Origin of the sequence: Streptomyces macrosporus, assembly GCF_039533145.1 — a bacterium.
In the GTDB taxonomy this organism is placed as follows: domain Bacteria; phylum Actinomycetota; class Actinomycetes; order Streptomycetales; family Streptomycetaceae; genus Streptomyces; species Streptomyces macrosporus.
Genome location: NZ_BAAASZ010000020.1, coordinates 482,883 through 488,882 on the forward strand (window position 1 = coordinate 482,883; position 6,000 = coordinate 488,882).

The 6,000-nt window shown below is 75.6% G+C and carries 5 protein-coding genes; 1 reads left to right on the forward strand and 4 read right to left on the reverse strand.

Features of this window, described 5'->3' with window-relative positions; all coding sequences use genetic code 11:
• Positions 1-812 precede the first annotated feature (812 nt).
• From ABD335_RS14145 to ABD335_RS14160, 4 genes are read right to left on the reverse strand one after another with little or no spacing between them, the layout of a single operon-like run.
• Entirely contained in the window at positions 813-2,456 is a 1,644-nt protein-coding gene (locus ABD335_RS14145) for a phytoene desaturase family protein (RefSeq protein WP_344322660.1), read from the reverse strand.
• Positions 2,457-2,505: 49 nt separating this feature from the next.
• Positions 2,506-2,991 carry a hypothetical protein gene (locus tag ABD335_RS14150; protein ID WP_344322661.1) on the reverse strand — a complete coding sequence of 162 codons (486 nt, stop codon included), beginning with the start codon at positions 2,989-2,991 and terminating at the stop codon, positions 2,506-2,508.
• Positions 2,988-3,455, reverse strand: coding sequence for an SRPBCC family protein (locus tag ABD335_RS14155; protein ID WP_344322662.1), 468 nt, complete (start codon positions 3,453-3,455; stop codon positions 2,988-2,990). Before ABD335_RS14155 ends, ABD335_RS14150 begins: the two co-directional genes overlap by 4 nt.
• Before the next feature lie 57 nt (positions 3,456-3,512).
• A complete protein-coding gene (locus ABD335_RS14160) occupies positions 3,513-4,826 on the reverse strand; it encodes a sensor histidine kinase (protein ID WP_344322664.1) in 1,314 nt (437 codons plus the stop codon).
• A gap of 278 nt (positions 4,827-5,104) precedes the next feature.
• Here ABD335_RS14160 and ABD335_RS14165 point away from each other — a divergent pair.
• A partial coding sequence (locus tag ABD335_RS14165; protein WP_344322665.1) for a Gfo/Idh/MocA family protein occupies positions 5,105-6,000 on the forward strand: 896 nt, incomplete at its 3' end.

Sequence of the window (6,000 nt, forward strand, 5' to 3'; positions counted from 1 at the left end):
GCTTTACCGGTTCCGAGGCATTTGGGCATGTGAGGGACGCTACGGCCGCTTTGATGCACCGCCCTAAGTGGAGGCGAAGGCGGACGAGCGGGCATATGACACGCCGTCGATCTGCGGCTCTGCCCATGGCGAACCCAATCGAATGCCCCGAATCGACCGGAAGCCACTGCTTTGACCGGAGTTCGCCTCGGTCCCGGTGGGTGGCGTGGAGGAGCAGGACCATGGCGACGGCCGAGGTGGTGATCGGGGCGGCGGTCCAGGTGCACGACTCCAGGCGCGCGCGGCACCGGCGGTGGGACATCGCGCCCGCTCCCCCGTCCGCAGCGGGCAGGCGAGCAGGGGCGTCCAGGCGGCGTGGTCGGTGAGGCGGTGGGCGTGCACGGTCAGGACAGGCGTCTCGCACCGCCAACCGTGCTCGCTGTCGGCCGGCGCCCGGATCCGGGCCGGATCGTGGTAGGCCAACGGGGACAGGCGGCTGCGCATTTCGCGCAGCATCGCGGACAGGTCCCGGCCGATCGGCACCCCGTACACCACCACCGGCACCGGCGCCGACTGGTGGGCGGGGCGGCGGGCGGCCCGGCGCGGGGCGAGACCATCCCCGCAGGTGCGGGGAGCAGTTGGGTGAGCTGCGGATTCAGTCGCCGCAGGCTCCGGTTTCCACCATCTTCGAGAATTTCGACGTAACGGACATATGGAGCGAAACCTTTCCCCTTGGTGCGTCGTCCTCCCGGCGACTTGGGACCACCCTACGGCGCTCCGGTGACCGTCTTCGAGGAAGGCGACTCCGGGAGGTCGGTGGGACGGTCCGGGGCCTACCTCGGCCGTCCCTCCGTCCTCGTCACCGCGCGGTGGAGCGCGGCCTGGGCCGGGCCCAGCAGGTAGTGGGCGAGGGGGCGTTCGGCGGCGAGGGCCGCGCGGGCGGCGTTGGCGCCGCAGGCGCCGTGGACGCCGCCGCCCGGGTGGGCCGAGGACGAGGCGAGGTAGAGGCCGCGGACGGGGGTGCCGGCGCGGCCGAGGCCGGGGACGGGGCGGAAGAAGAGCTGCTGGTGGACGGCGGCGGTGCCGCCGTTGAGGGCCCCGCCGACCAGGTTCTCGTCGCGCGCTTCGAGGTCCGGCGGGGCCAGGACGCGGCGCGCGAGGACGCGGTCGCGGAAGCCCGGCGCGCGGCGTTCGATTTCGGCCTCCATCCGGTCGGCCATCGCCTCCCGCTCGCCCGGTCCCCAGGCCCCCGTGATGCCCGCCCCGCCCGCGTCCTCGCGGACGCGCTGTGGGACGTGGGTGTAGGCCCAGGCCGACTCGGTGCCGGCGGGGGAGCGGACCGGGTCGGCGGTGGTCATCTGGCCCACCAGGCAGAACGGCCGGTCCGGGACGGCGCCGGTGGCCAACTGGGCGCTGTGGCGGGTGAGGTGGTCCATGCTCTCGGCCAGGTGGACGGTGCCCGCGCCGGCCGCCTCGGGGGAGGTCCAGGGGATGGGGCCGGACAGCGCCCAGTCCACCTTGACCGTCGAGGTGTCCCACTGGAAGCGGCGGATGTCGTCCCGCAACTGTGCCGGGAGGTGCTCCCGGTCGACCAGCCCGCCGTACAGGGCCGGCGCGGAGACGTCCGCCAGGACCGCGCGGCGGGCCCGTACGGCCTCCCCGTCGTCGGTGACCACGCCGAGCGCGCGTCCGCCCGCGACGACCACCTTCGCCACGCGGGCGCCGCAGCGCACGGTGCCGCCCCGGGACTCCAGGCGGCGGACCAGGGCCGCGGTGAGCATGCCCGCGCCGCCGGACGGGACCGGCCAGCCGACCTCCTGACCCATCATCGCCAGCAGCCAGCCGTAGATCGTCCCGGCCGTGGATTCGGGGAAGATGTCCGCGTGCAGCGCGCACCCGGCCAGCAGGATCGGCGCGCCCGGTCCGTCGAACTCCTCCTCGCCCAGGCGCCGCACCGGCAGCAGCATCATCCGCAGCAGCCGCAGCCCCCCGGCCGCCCGCAGCTTCGCGACCGCCGACAGCACGGGGCGCACCGGCGGGAAGGGGGTGAGGAACGCGTTCAGCAGGTCCGGGCCGAGCCGGTCCCACAGCTCCGTCAGCCGCAGGTACGCCTCCCCGTCCCCGGGCGCGAAGGTCTCCAGGTTCCGGGCGGTGTCCTCCCGGTCGCGGTGGAGGACGGCGCAGCTTCCGTCGGGGAACGGGTTGGCGAGGACGGCCGGGGCGTGGCTCCACTCCAGCCCCCAGCGCTCCAACTCCAGGGCGCGGATGGTGGGGGAGGCGGCGGCCAGCGGATAGAACGAGCTGAACAGGTCGTTGACGTAGTCGGGGTGGACGCCGCGGTCGCTGCGGACGGCGCCGCCGGGCTCGGGCTGGGCCTCCAGGACCAGCACCCGCCAGCCGGCGTCCGCCAGCATGTTCGCGGCGACCAGCCCGTTGGGGCCGGCCCCCACCACGACGGCGTCGGGCGCGTCGGACATCGGAGACTCCTGCGGACGGACGGACGGACGGGCAGGGCAGGGCGGCGGGTCAGTCGCGCGGGACGTCGGGGCGCGCGGTGTGGGCGGCGTGGCCGTGGGTGCGCCGGGCCTCCTTCATCTCCGCCTCGTACAGGTGGCGCAGACCGCCCACCAGCTCGCGCACCCGCTCCTCGGCGGCGACGAACGGCCGGTAGTAGTGGTCGTCGTAGCCCTCGACGATCTGGAACGTCCAGTGGCCGGGGATGACGTTGCGTCCGAGGATCTCGGTCTCCAGCAGGTCCGCCTCCCGCTCGTGGCCGGCGTCGCGGAGCATCGCCACGGCCTCGCCCAGCAGCAGGTCGGCCCGGCCGGTCATCTGGTGGAAGGAGTACAGGTGGCCGCGGGCCCGCTCGGTGGCCTCCAGGGCCTCGGAGACCTTGCCGACGGCCTCGACGGTGGCGTCGTCCACGCCCGGCGGGCGGCGGTGGGCCCGGTCGGGACGGTCCGCGGGGGATTCGGGGGAGCGGCCGGCGGGGCGGCTGTCGGTGTGCGTCATACGTGCTGTCCCGCCTCCTTGTCCGCCTGCGAGCGGCCTTCCTCGACCACGTTCCTCAGCCGCGTCAGCATCAGCCGGTGCCGCAGTTGCAGCGCCACGTCCAGGGGGGCGGTGTGGAGCCGGGCGACGGTGCCCCGCAGGGGGTGCTCGTCCATGGTGATCAGCGTGCCCTCGCCCCAGGGGACGAGGCGGATGGCGATGCGGGCGGTGCCCAGCCGTCCCGCGGAGGCTTCCAGCTCCAGCCGTTCGGGAGGCTCGCAGACGCGGACGATGGTGTGACCGTGGACGGTCAGCGGGCCCATGCCGATCCCGTAGCGCAGGGTGGTGCCGACCTCGGGCCAGTGGCCCTCGGACTCGCGGGTCTCGCGGGTGCCCACGACCCACCTCTGGTACTGATCGGCGTCGCCGAGGACGTCCCACACCCTCTCGGGTTTCCTGTTCACCCATACGTGTCGCACTGCCATGCCGCCCGAGTACCCGCTTTTCCGCGATGCACCGCCCGGGGGCGGGCCGGGCCCCTCCTACGGGCGAGCCCCGGTCGGGCGGCCGGCGCCCCCGGCCGGGGCGTGGGGGACGCAGGGGATCTCCAGGGTGACCATCGTCGGGCCGCCCACGGGGCTGCTGACGGCCAGGACGCCGTCGAACGCGCCGAGTCTGCGCTCCACCCCGGCCGGCCCCGAGCCCGCCGCCGGGTCGGCGCCGCCGCGTCCGTCGTCGGTGACGGTGACGCGGAGCACGCCGTCGGTCTCGACGTAGCCGACGTCCAACCAGACGCGCTCGGCGCCGGAGTGCTTGACGGCGTTGGTGAGCACCTCGCTCGCCGCGAAGTACGCCGCCGCCTCCACCGGCGCCTCGAAGCGGCCCGGCAGGTCCACCTCGACCTCCACCGGGAGCTGCGTGCGCAGGGCCAGGGCCCGCAGCGCGTCGCCCAGGCCGCGCTCGGCGAGGACCGGGGGGTGGATGCCGCGCACCAGGTCGCGCAGTTCGGCCAGGGCCTCGGCGGAGTTCTCCCGGGCCCGCGCCAGCAGCTTCCGCGCCTGTCGGGGGTCCTTCTCGATCAGGGCCTCGATCGCGCCCAGGCTCATGCCCACCGCCACCAGCCGGGCCTGGGCGCCGTCGTGGAGGTCGCGCTCGATGCGGCGCAGTTCGGCGGCGGAGGCGTCCACCGCGTCGTGCCGGGTCTCGTAGAGGCGGTCCACACGGCGGCGCAACTCCATCGCGCGGGTGGGGGCCAGCAGGGCACGGGCGAGGAGGAAGTCGGCGTGCAGCAGCCTCGGTCCGAAGCGGAGGCCGACGACGGTCAGGCACCAGCCCACGCCCATCGCGAGGAGGGCGGCGAACTGGGAGGTCAGCGGCACGAACAGGAACCACGTGCCGTCCATGAACCGCCACAGGCCCGCGGCCACCACCGTGCCGTACACGCCGTAGAGGGTGAGGACGGTGGGCAGCAGGGCGAGGGTGAACCCGGCGGTGGCGTCGACCAGGAGCCACTGGAGGTCGCGCCAGGTGGCCGGGTCCCTCAGCAGGAACACGCAGCGCTCGACCTGCCCGGTGATCCCGGAGCGCGGCCGTCCGCGCTCCGGGCGGTACGGCTCCGGGATCGTCACCCCGCCCCGGTCGGCGGCCAGCGCCCGGCGCCGGCGGGCGTGGGAGCGGACCAGGCCGAGGACGGCCGGGGTGGTCAGCACGCCGATGCCCAACCCGATGAACGCGATCGACAGCACCGACAGCACGAACAGCACGATCCCGCCCACGAGCGACGCCGACGCCAGCGGCAGCCCCCGCGCCGCGGCCGTCACCCCGTCCCGGATCCCGTTTCCGGCACTCCCGTTCACCCCGTGCCCCCTTCGTCGTCTCCACCCGGGTCTCCCGCCCGGTCCGCCCGGGTCCCCCGCCCGGCGCGCGGCCTCCAGTCTGGCGGTGCGGGCGGCTCGGGGCACGGGGGGCGGACACCGGACGGGGGGTGTACCCGGCACCACCACGGACGGGTCCGAGGAGCGCGCCCGCTCCCCGGACGCTCCCCGGACGGGAGGGCCGCCGCCCGCCGGGCGTCCGGCATAGTTGGGCGGTGACCCACTCGTCCGTACCGGTACGGCCAAGGAGAGACCGCGACATGAGATTCGGCCTGCTCGGCACCGGCCCCTGGGCGGAGTCCGCCCACGGCCCCGCGCTGCGTGCCCACCCCGACGTCGAGCTGGTGGGGGTGTGGGGCCGTCGCCCGGAGGCGGCGGCGGGCATCGCCGAACGCTTCGGCGGCCGGCCCTACGACGACGCGGACGCCCTGATCGCCGACTGCGACGCGGTCGCCGTGGCGCTGCCGCCGGACATACAGGCGCCCCTGGCCGTCCGGGCCGCCAAGGCCGGACGCCATCTGCTGCTGGACAAGCCGGTGGCCACCACCGTGGCCGGCGCCCGCGAGGTCGCCGACGCGGTGGAGGCGGCGGGCGTGGCCTCGGTCGTCTTCTTCACCCTGCGGTTCCGCCCCGAGACGGCGGCGTGGATCGAGGAGCAGCGGGTGACGGGCGGCTGGCAGCTCGGCCGCGCCGACTGGCTCGGCGGGATCTTCGCCGAGGGCGCCGCGCCCAGCCCGTACGCGGCCTCGCCCTGGCGGCGGGAGAAGGGCGGGCTGTGGGACGTCGGCCCGCACGCCCTGTCCGTGCTGCTGCCGGTGCTCGGCGACGTGGCCGACCTGGACGGCTCGGTGGCCGCGGTGTCCGGTGCGGGGGAGACCGTCCAGCTCGCCCTGCGCCACGCCTCGGGCGCGTCCAGCTCCTGCGCGCTCGGTCTGGCCGTGGCTCCGGCGGCGGCCGTGACCCGGGTGGAACTGCGCGGCACCGCGGGCGTCGTGACGCTGCCGGAGAGGGGGACGGACGCGGTCACCGCCCTCGGGCACGCCGTGGACGCCCTGCTCGCCTCGGTCCGCACCGGCGAGCCGCACCCGTGCGACATCCGGTTCGGGGTGCGGGTGACGGAGATCCTGGCGGCGGCCGAGACCCGGCTCGCCGGCTG